The sequence below is a fragment of the Pseudarthrobacter cellobiosi genome, from assembly GCF_023913815.1.
Classification (GTDB): domain Bacteria; phylum Actinomycetota; class Actinomycetes; order Actinomycetales; family Micrococcaceae; genus Arthrobacter; species Arthrobacter cellobiosi.
The window spans coordinates 274,459-290,791 of the sequence record NZ_JAMXBK010000028.1 but is presented as its reverse complement, the minus strand read 5'-3'; the positions used below and the strand labels follow the sequence as shown (position 1 = coordinate 290,791).

Sequence of the window (16,333 nt, the reverse complement as noted above, 5' to 3'; positions counted from 1 at the left end):
GTCAGGCCGGCGCCAACGTGATCGACTCGTCAGAGCGTGGTGAGGAGGCCCTGCATTTCCTTGATTTCCGCTTCCTGCGCAGACACGATTTGGTTGCCCAGGTCCACGGCATTGGGGTCTTTGCCGCCGGTCTTTTCAGTGTTGGCCATCATGATGGCGCCTTCGTGGTGGGCGATCATCTGCTTCAGGAACAGTTTGGCGGCCCCGGTGCCCTGCGCGGCGTCGAGTTCCTTCAGCGAGGCGTCGTCCAGCATGCCGTCCATGGAGTGCCCGGCGTGGCCGGAGGCCATTTCCGTTGGTTCGTTCCAGTCATCAAGCCAGCCGGTCATGGTCCGGATCTCCGGGCCCTGCGCTTCCTTGATTTTGGTGGCCAGCGCGGTGACGGGGGCGGGGATGTCCTTTTTCGCGAGGATCATTTCTGCCATCTCTACCGCCTGGGCATGGTGGGGGATCATCATCTGGGCGAACGTCACGTCAGCGGAGTTGTGTCCCGCTGACGGTGCCGGTGCGTTGCTGGAGCTGCCGTGGTTCATTCCGGGCGTGCTCCCGGATCCGGAACCGGATGAGCACCCGGCCAAGGCAATGGCAGCCGCAATGGCCGTTGTTGAAAGGGTCAATAGCTTCTTATTCATGGGAAGTCAGGTCCTTCAAATCTCGACCGCAGGGGGCCGGTGAGCGGGGGAGCATCCTTGCAGATGCCGGGAAGCGTCTGTTGGGCTCGCTTCATGACGGGGCTGTGCCGTGGGGACGGCGGTGTGCCCAGTTCTACGTCCGGCTGATGGACAGCTCACCCGGTGAAGGACCGCCGGGCAGATAGGCGTAGGAAGAACCGACCGTGTCGGGCAGCCCGCCATGGCCATCCAGGGTTCGGGTGCCCTGCGCGGGTTCAGGGGCGGCCAGTGTCCCTGTCTGGGCTGAGGGGGTGCATGCTGCGCTCATCGCCTGGATGCTGGCGCAGTCAGCAGAGCACGTGCACGACGCCGGGCCTGCGGCAACAGCCTCAGAGCCCCGATGTCCCGCGGCCGCCGCTGTTGTTGAGGCAACCGGTTCCGCGTGGGGCGCCGTGGTTTTGTGGTTGGCGTGCCTGTCCCCGACACTCACGGCCGGGGCCGGTGTGTGCCCGGCGGCGGGGGAGTGCATGGAGTGATTGCCGGTCATGACGTGCATGCCGAAAATCCCGGCGAGGATGGCCAGGATGGCGGTGATGATGCCGGCGCGGAGCAGGAACGCCGTGACGGGGCCGCGGAGCACTGCGGTCATGGCGTTCCTCCTTCCGTGTTGGTCTGATCCGTCTTCAAGGCTACCGTCCGGGTCCTTTCCGGCCGGTCAGCGCTTCTGGTTCAACGTACGCGGGAGGGATTGAGTTTCACCCTCCGCAGCAACTGCGCATTCAGGGCCACCACGATCGTGGACGCTGACATGAGCACGGCACCGGCCGCGGGCGAGAGCACCACCCCGGCAAACGCCAGGACGCCGGCGGCCAGCGGCACCGACAGGATGTTGTAACCGGTGGCCCAAATCAGGTTCTGCCACATCTTCGCGTAGCTCGCCCGGGACAGGTCCACCATGGACAGCACCGCCTGCCCGGACATGCCACTTCACTGACAACACCCCAAGATATACCCCCTGGGGGTATGTCAGTCAAGAGATCGCGCGCCGGTACTCCGAGGGAGGTCGGATCGCAGGCCACGGCCGGTCAGTGCCTCCACTACCTGGTCGATGGTCGGAGCGCCTGCGAGACCGCCGGGGGTGGGGTAGATCCGGCACGCGAGTTCACTCGTCGGGGTTCCGTTAGGGAAGATGTCGGCCCCGTCTGCAGTGATGGTCGGCGAACCGGCAAATCGGGTCCCGGCCGTATCTGCCGGAGTCCTGATGGACCGCAAATTGACCGGGATGTCCCGGCGCCCCATGGCGACGAGGGCAGCTTCCACCTGCTTGAGTGCTTTTGCTGTGTTTGGGCAGTCATCGATGTGGAGTAGTTCTATTCTCATGTGGTCCCTGTCCGGCTCGCCGGTGCACGGTTCAGGGGCGGCGCAGCAATCATCAGCTTTCCCATCGCGTCCTGCCCCGGCTCGGGCCCCGGCCCGTGGGGCGGCACAGCAGGCGTCCCCTTTCCAGGCGTTAATGCCCTCACGGACGGCGATCCCGGCGATGACCAGCGCCGCGCCGGCATCCGCCCACCACCATCCCAAGGCGCTGTTGAGGACCAGGCCCACCAGCAGGGCGGCGGAGAGATAGGTGCACAGCAGGGTCTGTTTCGAATCTGCGACGGCGGTGCGGGAGCCAAGTTCACGGCCCGCGCGGCGTTGAAGCCAGGACAGGGCGGGCATGATGGCCAGGCTTAGGGCGGCGATCACGATGCCCGGAGTGGAAGGCTGTGCCTCGCCGCCTCCGGACAGTGACCTGACCGAGTCCGCGGCGACGAACAGCGCGAGGGCGAAGAAGGATATCGCGATGATCCGCAGGGTTAGGTGTTCGCGCCGTTCCGGGTTCTTCGCGGAAAACTGCCAGGACAGGGCGGCCGCGGAAGCGACTTCAATCACCGAATCAAGGCCGAAGCCGATGAGGGCCGAGGAGTGGGCCACGTTGCCTGCCCAGAGCGCGACGGCGGCCTCGACGACGTTGTAGGTGATGGTCGCGGCCGCGAACAGCCGGATGCGGCGGCCCAGGACGGCACGGCGGGCGGGCGTAGATGCAAGCTGAACCGTGGTGGTCATGTCAGGCATGTCCCGTCCGGGGCGCAGCAGGCAGGATCCACAGCCAGCACCACACCGAGCAGATCCCTGATCGCGTGGCCCAGCCTGGCGTCAGCGAGCTCATACCGGGTCCGCCGGCCATCCGGGACAGCCGCCACGAGGCCGCAGCCCCGCAAGCACGTCAAGTGATTGGACATGCTCTGCCGCGAAACCCCCAGCAATTCGGCCAGGTCCGACGGGTACGTGGGCGCATCTGCCAAGGCCAGCAGAATCCGCGCCCGGGTAGGGTCGGAGACCGCGTAGCCGAACCGGGCCAGCACTGGGGCATGCGTAAGGGTTTCCATAAGAGCCAAAGTACATCAGTGCGTGTATTCAGGCAATTATGTATTGCGGCCGTATCGGCTCCAACCTGATTGAGCCCGTCGAAATCTTGACGCCCTCCGCACTCCGCGCATATCCTGAACGAACGGTCGGTAAATAAATGCGACCAATCCAGGCAGGTGCATAGGAGCAACCATGGAAGCCAACGCCCAGCGCGACACGGACAGCCAGGCCAAGGACCGCCAAGACGCGGACGGTCAGGCCAACTTTGACCGCGTGATCGCCGAGGACTCCCGCATTGAACCAAAAGACTGGATGCCGGACGCCTACCGCAAGACCCTCCTGCGCCAGATCTCCCAGCACGCCCACTCCGAGATCATCGGGATGCAGCCGGAAGCCAACTGGATTTCCCGCGCCCCGAGCCTGAAGCGCAAGGCCATCCTGATGGCGAAGGTCCAGGACGAGGCCGGCCACGGGCTCTACCTGTACTCCGCCGCCGAGACGCTCGGTCAAACAAGGGACAAGATGATGGCCGACCTCATCGCCGGCAAGGCCCGCTACTCCAGCATCTTCAACTACCCGGCCCTGACCTGGGCGGACATGGGTGCCATCGGCTGGCTGGTGGACGGCGCCGCCATCTGCAACCAGGTGCCGCTGTGCCGCGCCTCCTACGGCCCCTACGGCCGCGCCATGGTGCGCGTCTGCAAGGAAGAGTCGTTCCACCAGCGCCAGGGCTTCGAGATCCTGCTGGAGCTCGCCCACGGCACCCCGGAGCAGAAGGAGATGGCGCAGGACGCCGTGAACCGCTGGTACGCCCCGGCGCTGATGATGTTCGGCCCGCCGGACGACGATTCGCCCAACTCCCGCCAGTCCATGGCCTGGAACATCAAGCGCTTCAGCAACGACGAACTACGCAGCCGCTTCGTGGGAATGATGGTGGAACAGGTCCGCGTGCTGGGCCTCACCCTCCCGGACAGCGAGATCCGCTTCAACGAGGACACTAAAAAGTGGGAGCACGGTCCGCTGGACTGGAACGAGTTCCACGAAGTCCTCGCCGGCCGCGGCCCCTGCAACGCCCAGCGCCTTGAGCGCCGGAGGGAAGCGCACGACGACGGCGCCTGGGTCCGCGAAGCAGCCGCGGCGTACGCAGCAAAGCAGTCACTGAAGACAAAGGAATACGCAGCATGATCCCCACCGACTCCCCAACCTCGCAAGCTCGGCCAGGGACCCCTGTCGGCGTGGCCCCAGAGGTGCTCGAGCCTGCCACCGACCGCAACGCCTGGGGCCTGTGGGAGGTCTTCGTCCGCTCCAGCCGCGGCCTCTCCCACGTCCACGCCGGGTCCCTGCACGCGCCGGATGCCGCCATGGCCCTGCGCAACGCCCGCGACCTCTACACCCGCCGCAACGAGGGTGTGTCCATCTGGGTGGTCCCGGCCGACGCCATCGCCGCCAGCGACCCCGACTCCAAGGGTTCGTTCTTCGAGTCCCCGCAGGGCAAGGACTACCGGCACGCCACGTATTACACCAAGAGCGAAGGCGTGAAGCACCTGTGAGCAACGAATCCACCACCCGCATCACCCCCGGCAACGCCCTGCGCCCGGAGGACATCGCCTTGGAGGTCCGCACCGGACTGGCCAAGCCCACAGAGGACGTGGCCGAGTACGCGCTGCGCCTGGGGGACGACGGCCTGGTCCTCGCGCAGCGCCTGGGCCACTGGATCTCCCGCGGCCCCGAGCTGGAGGAGGACGTGGCTCTGGGCAACATCGCACTGGACCAGCTGGGCCATGCCCGGAGCTTCCTCACGTACGCGGGCGGCGCCTGGGACAAAACCGAGGACGAGCTGGCGTATTTCCGACGGGAGCCAGAGTTCCGCTCCGCCCACATCTTTGAGCAGCCCAACGGCGACTTCGCGGCCACCATCGCCCGGCAGTTCGTGGTGAGCTACTACCAGTTCGATCTCTACCGCCGCCTCACGGAATCCACAGACGCCACCCTGGCCGCCATCGCCGCCAAGGCCGTGAAGGAAGTGGACTACCACCGGGACCACAGCGCCCAGTGGGTCCTTCGCCTGGCCGGCGGCACCGAGGAATCCCGTACCAGGATGATCCAAGGCCTGAAGCAGATGTGGCCCTACGTCGCCGAGCTCTTCCAGGACGACGAGCTGACCACGCGCCTGGCTGAAACCGGCGCCGCAGTCGAGCCTTCCAGCCTGCGCGCAGACTTTGACCGACTGACCGGGGAGATCCTGGCCGAAGCGGGGCTGGGAGTGCCGGACGGGCCGGCTGCCCCCGGCGGCGGTCGGCACGGCCGGCACTCCGAGCACCTGGGCTACCTCCTCGCGGAGATGCAGGTGCTCGCCCGGGAGTACCCCGGAGCAAGCTGGTGACCGCCGTGGCCGTCGAGCAACTGACAGAGCAGCAGCAGGTGTGGGACATCGCCGCCACGGTCTGCGACCCGGAAATCCCCGTGCTGACCATCGAGGACCTGGGCATCCTCCGCGACGTGCAGGTGACAGACGAACAAAGTGTGCGGGTCACCATCACGCCCACCTACTCGGGCTGCCCGGCCATGGACGCCATCCGCGATGACCTGAAAAAAGCGTTCGCCACAGAGGGCTACACAGCAGAAGTGGACCTGGTGCTCGCCCCGGCCTGGACCACGGACTGGATGACGGAGGCCGGCAAGGCCAAGCTGCAGGAGTACGGCATCGCCCCGCCGTCGGGCATGGCAGCCGCCGCCCGCCACGCCGGGCCCATCCGGCTCAAAATGGCCGTGAAATGCCCCCAGTGCTCCAGCCTGAACACCAAGGAGCTCACCCGGTTTGGCTCCACGTCCTGCAAGGCGCTGTACGTCTGCAAGGACTGCCTGGAACCGTTCGACTACTTCAAAGTCCTGTAAGGAAGCCCCATGCCTGTTGTGCGCCAGACCGCCGCCGAATCGGCGCTAGCCAGCGGCCGCCGTCGTCCGTCCTTCCACACCCTCACCGTCGCGGAGGTACGCCGGCTGACCGAGGACGCCATCGAAGTGACCTTCGGAGTACCCCAACAGCTCGCCGGCCAGTTCGATTACCTGCCCGGCCAGTACGTGGCCCTGCGCACCACGCTGCAGGATGAGAACGGCGAGCCGCATGAGGTGCGCCGCAGCTACTCCATCTGCGCCGAACCGCGGAGCTTCCCGGACGGCAGCAGCGAGATCCGGGTGGCCGTGAAGCAGGACCTGGGCGGGCTGTTCTCCACGTGGGCCAACGCGGAGCTGAAGGCGGGGGACACCCTGGACGTCATGAGCCCCATGGGCGCGTTTGTGTCCAAGCACGGCCGGGACGGCAAGGCCGTGGAGCAGAACGTTATGAACTCCATGAACCACCCGGAGGAGCTCGCGGGGGAGGCAGCCTCCAATGGGGCGGGCACCTTTGTGGCCATCGCGGCGGGGAGCGGCATCACCCCGGTGATCGCCATCGCCCGCACGCTGCTGGCGGCCAACCCGGAGACCCGCTTTGACCTGATCTACGCGAATAAGGCCGCCATGGACGTGATGTTCCTGGAGGAGCTGGCGGATCTGAAGGACAGGTATCCGCAGCGGCTGGCCATCCACCACGTGCTGTCCCGCGAGCAGCGGATCGCGCCGCTCCTCAGCGGGAGGATCGACGCCGAAAAGCTCCAGCAGCTCTTGGGCACCGCCATCCACGCGGACGATGTGGACGAGTGGTTCCTGTGCGGGCCGTTTGAGCTGGTGCAGTTGTGTCGGGACACCCTGGCCGAGCGCGGCGTGAAGCCGGAGCACGTGCGGTTCGAGCTGTTCACGTCCGGCAAGCCGGACCGCCCGGAGGGCCACGCCGGCCGGCCCGTGGTGGTGGATGAGTCCCAGGAGACGTACAGGATCACGTTCAAGCTGGACGGCCTGCAGGGCGAGGTGGCCAGCCCCACGCACGCCCGCGAGTCAATCCTGAACGCGGCGCTGCGGGTCAGGGCGGATGTGCCGTTCGCGTGCGCCGGGGGAGTGTGCGGCACGTGCCGCGCCAAACTGGTCACCGGCACCGTGACCATGGACGAAAACTACGCGCTGGAGCAGGATGAACTGGACAAGGGGTACGTCCTGACCTGCCAGAGCCACCCCACCAGCAAAGACGTAACAGTCGACTTCGACGTGTAAGGAACCCATGATCTCCCTCTCCATCGCCAACAATGTCGCCGAAGTGATCCTGGACGCGCCGTACAAGCTGAACTCCCTTGACGAGCAGGCGCTCGCGGATTTAACACAGGCGTACGACGACGCCGCTGCCGCCGCCTCGCGCGGTGAGGTGCGGGCGCTGCTGCTGAGGGGAGAGGGCCGCGCCTTCTGCGCGGGCCGGGACATTTCGGCCGTGACACCGGAGACGGACGACGCCGAGGCATACCTGGGTGGGCTGGTGCAGCCGTTGCTGAAGAGGATGAGCGCGTTCCCGGCGCCGACGTTCGCCGCGGCACACGGTGCCTGCCTGGGCGTGGGTCTGGGGCTGCTGCTGGCCACGGACGTGGTGTACGTGGCGGAGAACGCGAAGTTCGGCTCGCCGTTCGCCAAGCTGGGCGCGACGCTGGATTCGGGAGGGCACTGGTACTTCACCGAGCGGCTGGGCATGCACCGGACGTTGGATCTGATCTACACGGCCGAACTCATCTCGGGGACGGAGGCCGTGGCGCAGGGGATGTTCAGCCGGGCTATGCCTGCGGATGAACTTCTGGAAAACACCCGGGCAATTGTGTCGAAGGTTGCCGCAGGGGCCACGGGCGCCTTCACGGCGAGCAAGGAGTTGGTGGCGCACATCCGCGACCAGCGACTGGGCCTGTGGGACGCCATGGCCGAGGAAAATGCCGAGCAGGCCCGGCTATGTAAAACCGATGATTATGCCGAGGGCTTCCGGGCATTCCAGGAGAAGCGGGCACCCGTCTTCGAAGGCCGGTGAAATTTTTCCGGACAAAGGGGGCAGGGTGAAGCCGTTCGAGCCCTTCGATGCTGGAACGCAGTGCGTCCGGCGGCGTCGCCGAATATTGCTCCGCTGCCGGCGTCCACTCGCACCGTCTGCCGCGCAGCGACACGAGGTTCAAGCATGCGCAGGACGTGATGAGCATGCGCATTACTTGATGGGCATTGGTCTACGAGCCTTGGGGCGCGACCGGAACGCTTCGCCCTCTCCTTGCTGCCCTGGTGTGTTCTCACGCCGCTGGTAACGAAAGATATGGCCTTATAACAAAAACTGTTATATATCGTTAGAAGTAGGTCAGCCTGGAGCTTTCTGCAGAATGCCTTGAACAGCATCGGCAACATCTCAGCGAGTTTGGGGGTTGCCGGCGTCTCCGCGTCGGTGACGACCAAACAAGGGCGCGCCGATTCAGGCAACCTGGACATCGACCTCGAGGAACTTGTCGAGGATGTATCACTCGCGATGCGAAAAGCCAGGGGCGGGTTCGGCTTGTTCATTGACGAAATGCAAGACCTGGACGAAGAGCTCCTGACCATACTGTTGTCCGTTCAGCACCTTGCGGGCCAGCGCGGATGGCCTTTTTACATCATCGGTGCGGGCCTACCCAACCTGCCCGGCAAGATCTCGGAGGCCAGGACCTATGGTGAGCGGCTGTTTCTCTACAGGACCATAGGCCAGGTCAATGAAGAGGCCGCCTCGGAAGCCCTCGCCTTGCCCATCAACAGGCTTGGCGCCTCCTTGGCGCCTGATGCGCTGTCACTCCTGCTCTCTGCCGCGAACGGCTACCCCTTCTTCCTTCAGGTCTACGGACGCGCCGCCTGGGAAGCCGCATCGGAGAAGATCATCAGCGCTGACGACGCGCACGTGGCAGTCCGCCACGGCACCAACGACCTGGACCATGGCTTCTTCGAGGCCAGATGGCAGCGTGCCACCAATGCAGAACGCCTCTACCTCAGGGCTATGGCCCAGGACAGCGATACCCCTTCCTCGACTGGAGAAATCGCCGAACGCCTTGGTAAGTCGACCAGCAAACTTGCCGTCATCCGCTCACGACTCATCGCCAAGGGTGTCGTGTATGCACCCGAATATGGCTCTATTCAGTTCACGGTGCCCGGAATGGCTGCCTTCATCGGGCGCCAGACCGAGGACTGACATGCGCTAGTTTTAGGGCTCGGCTGATTCAGGCGGGTCAGCGTCCGGCGCCAGGCGGCCAAGGAGCTACGTAGGCAATCACGTGTGCAGGGGCGGAAGAGTCCTGAAGCCCGACGTGTTCGTCGGCTCCGGCACCGTCGAAGCCGGCTGCAATGCCATCGTCGGCCAACGCCTCAAACTCTCCGGCATGCGCTGGTCCGGGTTGCAGCATTCCTGTGTTGAATCCTGGGTCCGTGACAAGTCCCAGCGGGCACTACGCGCAGTGAGGGGGCTGACGCTTGGATTGGCTTGCTGGGGGCTGCCGGCAGACCATCGTGTCGGAGACCTGCTCATTTTGGGTAGTGATTCCCTTCGCCGGTCATGGTGGTGGGGGCCGGTGATTTCGAACCAGGCAACGATCGCCCCGGCCCGCACGTCCCGGAGGCCTGGTGCAGCTGTGCCGGGACACCCTGGCCGAGCGCGGCGTGAAGCCGGAGCACGTGCGGTTCGAGCTGTTCACGTCCGGTAAGCCGGACCGTCCGGAGGGCCACGCCGGCCGTCCCGTGGTGGTGGACGAGTCCCAGGAGACGTACAGGATCACGTTCAAGCTGGACGGCCTGCAGGGCGAGGTGGCCAGCCCCACGCACGCCCGTGAGTCCATCCTGAACGCAGCGTTGCGGGTCCGGGCGGATGTGCCGTTCGCGTGCGCCGGGGGAGTGTGCGGCACGTGCCGCGCCAAACTGGTCACCGGCACCGGCACCGTGACCATGGACGAAAACTACGCCCTGGAGCAGGATGAACTGGACAAGGGGTACGTCCTGACCTGCCAGAGCCACCCCACGAGCAAAGAAGTGACAGTCGACTTCGACGTCTAAGGAACCCATGATCTCCCTCTCCATCGCCAACAACGTCGCCGAAGTGGTCCTGGACGCCCCGCACAAGCTGAACTCCCTCGACGAGCAGGCCCTCGCTGATTTAACACAGGCGTACGACGACGCCGCTGCCGCCGCCTCGCGCGGTGAAGTGCGGGCGCTGCTGCTGAGGGGAGAGGGCCGCGCGTTCTGCGCGGGACGGGACATTTCGGGCGTGACGCCGGAGACGGACGACGCCGAAGCGTACCTGGGCGGGCTGGTGCAGCCGCTGCTGAGGAAGATGAGCGCGTTCCCGGCTCCGACGTTTGCCGCGGCACATGGCGCCTGCCTGGGGGTGGGGCTGGGGCTGTTGTTGGCGACGGACGTGGTGTACGTGGCGGAGAATGCGAAGTTCGGCTCGCCGTTCGCCAAGCTGGGCGCCACGCTGGATTCGGGCGGGCACTGGTACCAGGGAAATTGTGACGAAGGTTGCCGCCGGGGCCACAGGCGCCTTCACGGCGAGCAAGGAGCTGGTGGCGCACATCCGTGACCAGCGGCTGGGCCTGTGGGATGCCATGGCCGAGGAGAACGCCGAACAGGCGCGGCTCTGCAAGAGCGCGGACTACGCCGAGGGCTTCCGGGCGTTCCAGGAGAAACGCGAGCCAAAGTTCAGAGGGTAGCCATTTCTAACTTCACGCCTTAATTGCATGGTTCCTTTGGCTATGGACTTGGATGAAGGGTTTCGTCAGCGTGCTGACACAGACTTAACGAACTTCGGGCCTTCGCGAAAGCGGGGCCCGAAGATCGAATGGTGCGCGGTGTTTAGTAGCTGAAGCTCAGGACAGTCACTGTACCGGCCGTTAATGCTATGGACTGCTCGGTGGATCCGTACTTGAAGCCGGGAACCGTGAGCCGCTGCGATGCCGGCACCGGACCGGTCGCAACGCCGTCAATTACGGTCTTCTTTTCGGCCTCGTAGCTGGGACCGGTGAGTTGCGCCATGGTTCCAGTAACAGGCCTTCCCGGTAGCGTGAGCGTCACTTCAGTCTGCGAAGCCACTTTGGGGTCGTTCTGGTTGACTACCACCACTGTGGTGCTGCCGTCGGGATTCTTCAGAGCGTAGTTGTACACGAGGCCCCCTCCGGAACTCTGCAACTCAAGGAACCTCCCATCCTCAAGATCCGAAACTATGGCGAGTCCCAAGAAGTTGGCGTGCCCCGTGTACTCGCCATTCGGCTTGAGGTACGGGCCGTCGCTGCAGAGCACAGACATGGGTGGGCCGCCTGTGCAGGTCTGGAGGGAGCTGTGAAAGCCGATCCGGGTGATACCCAACTTGGCAGCGTTGAGAACATAGTCCGCTGTCCATAGGGCTGAGGCGTGGGTACGGGAGGTTTCGTTCGATCCGGGGCAAGCAGCGATGCCAGTCTCCGGAAGCCACGTTTCAAGTCCTGCTTCCTTGGCCGCTGCGATGGCAGCTTTCTGGTAATCCTCTCCACGCTGATGCATCAGCGGTGACATGAGGTTCGCCAGGGTCGGTGAGGCTTTGGGGTCCACGGAGCCGTCACAGCTGTAGAGCGGATAGTTGTGGAAGGTGAAGATTTTCTTCTGCGGAATATCAGCAGCGATGAACGGCCGCCACCAGGCCTCGCTGTACGTGCCGGGACCAGCGATGGGAACGTTGGGCGCCAAGGCGAATATTGCCTTGGCATATGCCTTCAGCTCTTGGACAAAATTTTCGGGTGTGTAACCGCCGGTACGAACGCCATTTGTTCCGAAACCATTTGGCTCGTTGCCGATGGTCACGCCTAGCAGCCGATCTCCCAATATTTCAGTCGCGCTCTTCACCATATCGGCGGCACGTTCCGGGTTGTAATGCCCCAGGTCCACGGTCAGTGCCACGCGTGCATCCGTTGCTTCCAGTAGCTTGTTTAGGCGGGTCAGGTCCTGTGGACCGACCGCACGTACGGGATGCGCTTTATCGCCGGTGTAGTTACTCGGAATTGCCTCACCTGTCGAGGTCCAGAAAAAGCGGCGGTCCACTGCGTTGCCTCCGAAACGCAACACTGGCCCGTCCACCTCGGCCAGGAGTCCCACTAGGGATGCGTTCTCCGCGCTCAGCAGAGGGTCAGCCAAATCAGTTGCTTCCAGAGAGATCCCGGTCATACCCTGCGGCAGCGCAGTGCCTGTCTCTTGGTCAGCGACCCGGATGGTCAACGGTTCAACCTTTTGCAGTGGCGAACCAGCTGGCGGTCCGGCCTGTTCGTAGTACGTCACTGCAGGTGCGGGCGCCAAGGACTCAGTGGCACTTGGGGCAGGCGCGGCCACGAAGCCTGGTTCAGGGTCCGTCGGCCCCTGTATGGCCATCGCAAAGAAGATGGCAGCTGCCACTACTACCGCAACGGCCAGCACAATAAGCGTCGCTTTGCTCTTTCCGGTCGACGGCGAGCGGCGCGGACCAGATGCGCGGTCTTGCGGCAAAGTTTCAGGGGCTGTCATGCGCGGGTATTCTCCAAGGTCAGAACGATGAAAGCCCAGCTTAGCGACTGGGAGCGGTTGATGAACTTCGGGTCGGTCCGGCATCCAGTAAGCTAGGAACGTCAAATTCCTTGACTTGACTTGGTTCGCCTGGATGCGCTTGAACTGCATTCGCGGCCACGTAACAACTTTGTCCGAACAACCGTACGCCATGGGGGGCACGAATATCTTGAGCGCGAAAGGAACCGTCACTAAGACGCACAGGTTTCCACGGAGAGCGGCCGGAATACTTCTGATCCTCTCCTGTTCGTTGCTTGCACCTCTGCAGCCCGCCTTCGCCGAGGATGGGCCCGTGTTGCCGGATCCTGCAGTGACCGCTCTTCCAGTGCCCAGCCCCGGCCTGCCGACTGAAGAGCCGGTGGCGCCTCCTGAGGAACCCGTACCTACGGAAGAACCTGCGCCTGCGCCTGAGCCCATCCAGCCGGCGCCGATCGAGCCTGCCGCCCCGCCGGCGATTCCCGTTGACGTTGTCCCGGTTCCCCCTGCTGCCGTGGTCCCCGCGCCAGCGGACGACCTGGCTGTGACGCCGGCACCCGCCGAACCAGCAGTCCCTGAACCGACGGTTGTGCCGTCATCGGAAACCGAGACAGCAGCAGCAGTCCCGCCCTCTCCCACAGCATCGGCCACGCCAGCGCAGGAGCAGAGCCATGCGAGCCCGGTCCAGGCCGTGGTCTCGGTCGCAACCGGGAGTCCGCTGGGGGTTCAGCTGTTGACGGTGGCCCTGCTCGTAGGCGCCGGGTTCGCTTACTTCAGGGTCCTCGGTTCCAAGGGCATGCGGACCCCGTCCAGGTCCGCAAAGTAACCGCGGGCCATGGTGGATATCGAAGATCACCCCGAAGAGTTGCGCCCAAAATTGCGAGTGACCCTCCTAACTCATTCCTACTGGCCGGAGAGTAGCCCGCCGCAACGTAGGTGGAGCGCGTTGGTAGGCGAGTTCCGGAAGCAGGGATGGGAGATCGACGTCGTGACTCCCGTTGCCCACTCACCCGGCGGCAGCAGCAAGGCATTCCCAGGCACTGCCGGGAGGACCTTTCGTTCCCAGACCGGCCCGCACGGCGAAAAGATCCGCCGGGTGCCGTTCCTGCCCCATGGGAAGCGGCATCTTTGGCGTCTGGTGGACCAGTGCTTCTCAGCGCTCTGGACCGTCCCGGTAGGCATGCTCACCCGCAGGCCCGACATCGTGGTCGTCACGGTGCCGAGCCTTCCCATTATGGCCGCCGGTTACATCCTTGCGCGGCTCCGCCGAGTTCCACTCATCCTGGAGATGCGGGACGCCTGGCCGGATCTTGCCCGGGACGCACGCCTGGTCCGGGGGAACGTTAAGAGCGCGTTCGAAGTCTTCGCAGATTTCGTCCAACGCCGTGCCAACCTCGTGGTGACGGTGACGGAAGGTTTTGCCGACGTGCTACGCAGCCGCGGGATACTGAACGTCGCAACCATTTCCAATGGACTGCACGTGACTTCGTTGCCGGCGCTGTCGGCGCCTCCGATGCAGCGCGAAGTGTTTGAGGCCCTGTACTTGGGGAATCACGGCGACAGCCAGAATCTGGAGACCTCCATCCGGGCCAGCGCCATCGTCGGAAGCCGCATGCACCTGCACATGGTGGGGTATGGCTCACGAAGGTCCGCGCTGCAGAAGCTTGCCCTTGAGCTCGGTGCACCCGTGACATTCCACCCGTCTCTGCACGGCCAGGATGTCCTGGACCGTTATGCCTCCGCGGACACCTGCATCGTTTCCCTGCGCGATGACTGGAAGTCGTTCGAGACCACAATCCCTTCCAAGACCTATGAGGTTCTTGCACTTGGCCGCCATGTTACGGCCGTGGTCCGCGGAGAGGCCGCGCGAGTTGTAACAGAGGCGGAGGCCGGAGATATCGTCGCAAACCATCCCCAGGCCCTCGCGGACCTCTGGCACGGACTGGCGGAGGACCGAAGCCGGCTGGTCCGGACAGGTGCAAGCCGCGCATGGGTGCACCACCATGCAGACTACGGCATCCTTTCCCAGCGCTACATGGAGCTCATCCGTGGCTTGCTGTCCCGGAACGGCCGGGCCGAATGACGCCACTGTTCCGCAATCTCGGCCTGACCGGCCGGGTGGTGGCTGACAACCTGGCGGATGACCCCTTTCAGTTTTTCCTTCAGGCCTCCCGCCGGCTTCCGGCGAAGTTCGTCACACCAGCCGCGCGGCTGCTCATCGCTGCAGCCCCGGCGGGCGCAACGGCCATCCCCGTCCTGGCGGCCGAGTTGCTCAGCGGTGACTACGCCGGACTGCGACGGCGCCTGCAGCTCGCCCTGGAGCGGGGTGCATCGCCCCGCAAGGCCGCGAAATTGGCGGATATCTCGCTGGCCGCGAACGATCCCGCCGGCGCGGATCAGTTCCTCGCTGTCTCCTCGGGTGCCAAAGGCCACGCCGCTGCACTTGCCCGCCGTTTGTGGTACGTCGGGGCTGTCAGTGAAGCCACCGCGGCGCTGGAGAAGGAATCCGCACCCGGGACCAGGCCGAGCAGGCAACGCGCACGCCTGGTGTCGGAACAGGCCCTGCTTCGCGGCTGGGCTCCTGACCTCCCTGCAGCAGTGATCGAACCGGTCCCCAACCGTGTGCTGCACCTGCTCACCAATTCCCTGCCGCACACCCAGAGCGGGTACGCCCAACGTACTCATTCCACTCTGGTGGCCCAACAGGACGCTGGCTGGGAAACACTGGCCGTGACGCGCCTGGGTTATCCCGTGCTGGTGGGGAAGCTGGGCGCCGGCCAGGAGGACCTGGTGGATGGCGTCCGGTACCGGCGGCTGATGCCTGCCCGCCTTGCGGACACCCCGGCGGGGCGCCTTCAGCAGCAGGCAGAGGAGACGCTGCGGTTGGCCCAGGAGTTCCGCCCCAGCATCATCCACACAACCACGCACTACGTCAACGGGCTGGTAGCCCGGGCCGTGGCCGAGTCCTTGGGGATCCCGTGGGTATACGAGGTCCGTGGGCAGCTGGCCGACACCTGGGCGTCCACCCGGGGCCCCGAGGCGAAGGATAGCGAGCGTTACAAACTGTTCCAGGACCGCGAGTCCGACGTCATGCGGTCAGCTGACCTCGTGATCACACTGGGGCAGACCATGAAGGAGAACATCGTGGCCGCCGGCGTGCCGGAGGAAAAGATAGTTGTCGCCCCCAACGCGGTGGGCGGGGACTATCTGCTGGCGCCACGGGACGTGAGCGAGGCCCGCAGCCAACTCGGGCTGGAACAGGACGCCCAGATTATTGGAACGGTCAGCAGCCTGGTGCCGTATGAAGGGCTGGACGACCTGATCGCTGCTTTTGCACTCCTGGCCCCGGCAAATCCGCAGCTGCGGCTGCTGATTGTAGGCTCCGGAGTATCCCTTCCGTCCCTGCAGGACCAGGCGCGCAGGACCGGGTTTGGCGATCGCATCGTCTTTACGGGGCTGGTGCCCCGGGATCACGCCAGGGCTTACCACCAGGCTTTGGATGTCTTCGTCGTACCGCGCAAGAATCTCGATGTAACCCGTTCTGTGACACCATTGAAGCCGGTGGAAGCACTGGCGAGTGCGCGGCCGGTGGTGGCAAGCGCGCTTCCAGCGCTTGCCGAGATCGTCGACGACGGCCGCACCGGGCTGTTGGTGCCGCCGGAAGACCCGGCGGCCTTGGCACATTCCTTAGCCTCCCTTCTTGCAGACGCGCCCTTGCGGCGGTCCATGGGAACGTCCGGGCGGGAACATGTGCTGAGCACCCGCACTTGGGCAGCAAACGCGGCCGCCTGTGTGCAGGCATACCGCGCCATCGCAACAGAAAAATCTAGGAGAGCCCGCTAGTGTCCGCTAAGAAGGCCAAACTG

The 16,333-nt window shown here is 64.9% G+C and carries 14 protein-coding genes and 4 pseudogenes; 12 read left to right on the top strand and 6 right to left on the bottom strand.

Annotation, left to right across the window (positions count from 1 at the left end):
* Nucleotides 1–29: 29 nt before the first annotated feature.
* From NG701_RS19515 to NG701_RS19490, 5 genes and pseudogenes are all read right to left on the bottom strand, one after another.
* Complete coding sequence (locus NG701_RS19515; RefSeq protein ID WP_252570070.1) at nt 30–632, bottom strand: DUF305 domain-containing protein; 603 nt, start codon at nt 630–632, stop codon at nt 30–32.
* Nucleotides 633–765: 133 nt separating this feature from the next.
* A complete protein-coding gene (locus NG701_RS19510; RefSeq protein ID WP_252570068.1) occupies nt 766–1,260 on the bottom strand; it encodes a hypothetical protein in 495 nt (164 codons plus the stop codon).
* 80 nt (nt 1,261–1,340) lie between these two features.
* Nucleotides 1,341–1,586 (bottom strand): annotated as a pseudogene (locus NG701_RS19505) (heavy metal translocating P-type ATPase); the annotation flags it as partial.
* Between the two features lie 432 nt (nt 1,587–2,018).
* A pseudogene (locus tag NG701_RS19495) lies at nt 2,019–2,717 on the bottom strand (cation diffusion facilitator family transporter); the annotation flags it as partial.
* Nucleotides 2,714–3,040: an ArsR/SmtB family transcription factor gene (locus tag NG701_RS19490; protein WP_252570066.1), complete on the bottom strand. Its 327-nt coding sequence runs from the start codon at nt 3,038–3,040 to the stop codon at nt 2,714–2,716. The gene NG701_RS19490 and the pseudogene NG701_RS19495, both read right to left, overlap by 4 nt.
* 172 nt (nt 3,041–3,212) lie before the next feature.
* On the opposite strand from NG701_RS19490, the gene paaA reads away from it, so the two are divergent.
* From paaA to NG701_RS19445, 9 genes and pseudogenes are all read left to right on the top strand, one after another.
* Nucleotides 3,213–4,205 (top strand): 1,2-phenylacetyl-CoA epoxidase subunit PaaA, encoded by a 993-nt coding sequence (gene paaA, locus NG701_RS19485; protein ID WP_252570063.1) that lies wholly within the window; start codon nt 3,213–3,215, stop codon nt 4,203–4,205.
* Nucleotides 4,202–4,570, top strand: coding sequence for a 1,2-phenylacetyl-CoA epoxidase subunit PaaB (gene paaB / locus NG701_RS19480; RefSeq protein ID WP_252570061.1), 369 nt, complete (start codon nt 4,202–4,204; stop codon nt 4,568–4,570). Before paaA ends, paaB begins: the two co-directional genes overlap by 4 nt.
* A complete protein-coding gene (paaC, locus tag NG701_RS19475; protein ID WP_252570059.1) occupies nt 4,567–5,403 on the top strand; it encodes a 1,2-phenylacetyl-CoA epoxidase subunit PaaC in 837 nt (278 codons plus the stop codon). Before paaB ends, paaC begins: the two co-directional genes overlap by 4 nt.
* Complete coding sequence (gene paaD, locus NG701_RS19470) at nt 5,400–5,915, top strand: 1,2-phenylacetyl-CoA epoxidase subunit PaaD (RefSeq protein WP_252570057.1); 516 nt, start codon at nt 5,400–5,402, stop codon at nt 5,913–5,915. The genes paaC and paaD overlap by 4 nt, the downstream gene beginning before the upstream one ends.
* A gap of 9 nt (nt 5,916–5,924) precedes the next feature.
* Complete coding sequence (paaE, locus tag NG701_RS19465; protein WP_252570056.1) at nt 5,925–7,166, top strand: 1,2-phenylacetyl-CoA epoxidase subunit PaaE; 1,242 nt, start codon at nt 5,925–5,927, stop codon at nt 7,164–7,166.
* A gap of 7 nt (nt 7,167–7,173) precedes the next feature.
* Nucleotides 7,174–7,956: an enoyl-CoA hydratase/isomerase family protein gene (locus NG701_RS19460; RefSeq protein ID WP_252570053.1), complete on the top strand. Its 783-nt coding sequence runs from the start codon at nt 7,174–7,176 to the stop codon at nt 7,954–7,956.
* A 342-nt stretch (nt 7,957–8,298) separates the two neighbouring features.
* The gene (locus NG701_RS19455) at nt 8,299–9,126 is read left to right on the top strand and encodes a DUF8462 domain-containing protein (RefSeq protein ID WP_252570050.1); all 828 of its coding nucleotides are present in this window, start codon (nt 8,299–8,301) and stop codon (nt 9,124–9,126) included.
* A 416-nt stretch (nt 9,127–9,542) separates the two neighbouring features.
* Nucleotides 9,543–9,980, top strand: a pseudogene (locus NG701_RS19450) (2Fe-2S iron-sulfur cluster-binding protein); the annotation flags it as partial.
* 7 nt (nt 9,981–9,987) lie between these two features.
* Nucleotides 9,988–10,636, top strand: a pseudogene (locus NG701_RS19445) (enoyl-CoA hydratase/isomerase family protein).
* A gap of 142 nt (nt 10,637–10,778) precedes the next feature.
* Here NG701_RS19445 and NG701_RS19440 read toward each other — a convergent pair.
* On the bottom strand, nt 10,779–12,602 hold the full coding sequence (locus NG701_RS19440) for a hypothetical protein (RefSeq protein WP_252570048.1): 1,824 nt from the start codon (nt 12,600–12,602) through the stop codon (nt 10,779–10,781).
* Nucleotides 12,603–12,801: 199 nt separating this feature from the next.
* Between NG701_RS19440 and NG701_RS19435 the strand changes: the two genes are divergently transcribed.
* Genes NG701_RS19435 through NG701_RS19425 form a run of 3 tightly spaced genes read left to right on the top strand, consistent with a single transcriptional unit; the run spans nt 12,802 to nt 16,310 of the window.
* Complete coding sequence (locus NG701_RS19435) at nt 12,802–13,293, top strand: hypothetical protein (RefSeq protein ID WP_252570045.1); 492 nt, start codon at nt 12,802–12,804, stop codon at nt 13,291–13,293.
* 9 nt (nt 13,294–13,302) lie between these two features.
* The gene (locus tag NG701_RS19430; protein ID WP_256475933.1) at nt 13,303–14,550 is read left to right on the top strand and encodes a glycosyltransferase family 4 protein; all 1,248 of its coding nucleotides are present in this window, start codon (nt 13,303–13,305) and stop codon (nt 14,548–14,550) included.
* Nucleotides 14,547–16,310 carry a glycosyltransferase family 4 protein gene (locus NG701_RS19425; RefSeq protein ID WP_252570039.1) on the top strand — a complete coding sequence of 588 codons (1,764 nt, stop codon included), beginning with the start codon at nt 14,547–14,549 and terminating at the stop codon, nt 16,308–16,310. Before NG701_RS19430 ends, NG701_RS19425 begins: the two co-directional genes overlap by 4 nt.
* The last annotated feature ends 23 nt before the right edge of the window (nt 16,311–16,333 follow it).